The organism is Collinsella aerofaciens, assembly GCF_040920445.1.
GTDB classification, from domain to species: domain Bacteria; phylum Actinomycetota; class Coriobacteriia; order Coriobacteriales; family Coriobacteriaceae; genus Collinsella; species Collinsella aerofaciens_BH.
Genome location: NZ_JBCOTQ010000110.1, coordinates 1 through 1021, shown reverse-complemented (window position 1 = coordinate 1021; position 1021 = coordinate 1). Strand labels below are relative to the sequence as shown.

Here is a 1021-nt window from a genome sequence, read left to right as displayed (position 1 = left end):
AGGCTCTGTTAGACCAGGATTGACATGCCGACCTGCCGGCTAACTCGCCGTCTCCCCGTCGGGCGCCGGCGTCTTGACCCTCATCTCGAACGGCATCCCGCCCTCCCGGACGAGCGCCCTGAGGAACGCGTTGACGGCGGTGGACATGGACAGGCCGAGCTCGTCCAGGATGGCCGTGGCCTCCTTCTTGACCTCCGGGTCGATGCGGATCGTCGTGGCCGGCATGTTCGACGGCATGGCCTCACCCCTCCTCGTGTATCGCGGTGCGACCATTCTACCGCCTCTATGCGGCGGGCGCGGCCCAGTAGTCCATGTAGGGCGGCTCCACGTTGAACATGTCGCGGATGCGGCTCCCGCAGGTCCCGTTCGCGAGCTGTCGCGCGACCGTGCGCTCGGCGGTGCCGGGGTCGGTCGCCATGAAGGTCCGGCACCACCTGAACCAGGCGAGGTAGGCGCCGAGGTGCTTCGTTGACACGCCCCTGAACGGCTCCATGAAGGCGCCGAGGAGCGAGTGGACGGTGTTGACCCGGTTGATGGTGCCCCCGGAGCGGTCCTTGGGGTCGTAGGCCGCGTGCGCGGCGACCCCGAGTTCCGCGAGGACGCCGACGTAGGCTGCCGCCCTGTCGGTCGCGACGACGGAGCCGGACGCGATGCGGCCCCTCAGCGCGTCCATGGCGCGCTCCCTCGAAAGGGCGCCCCGCCCCGTGACCTCGAGGAACGTCTCGTTCGAGTCGTTCACGCCGGTCATGACGCAGATCCGCTCGAGCGAGAGGCCGCGCCTGTGCACCTGCCTGCCGCGGCGCCGGGAGGGACGCGGCATCGTGAACGACCCCTTCGCGTGGTTGCCCTTGAACGACTCGGGAAAGTAGGTCTCGTCGAGCTCGCAGCCGCAGCCCCGCCCGACCCTGAACGAGGGGGAGTAGGCCGAGAGGCACTCGATCAGCCTGTGGCGCATGGTGTAGGCGGTCTTGAGGCAGACGCGGCAGCGCCTCGCGCACTCGCGCAGGGGCAGCATGAGCAC

The 1021-nt window shown here is 69.4% G+C and carries 2 protein-coding genes; both read right to left on the bottom strand.

The genetic code is table 11. The annotated features are described in order from the left end of the window. Positions 1 to 39: 39 nt before the first annotated feature. On the bottom strand, positions 40 to 237 hold the full coding sequence (locus AB5405_RS09845) for a type II toxin-antitoxin system RelB/DinJ family antitoxin (RefSeq protein ID WP_368138364.1): 198 nt from the start codon (positions 235 to 237) through the stop codon (positions 40 to 42). A gap of 46 nt (positions 238 to 283) precedes the next feature. Further along, a partial coding sequence (locus AB5405_RS09840; RefSeq protein WP_368138363.1) for an IS1595 family transposase occupies positions 284 to 1021 on the bottom strand: 738 nt, incomplete at its 5' end.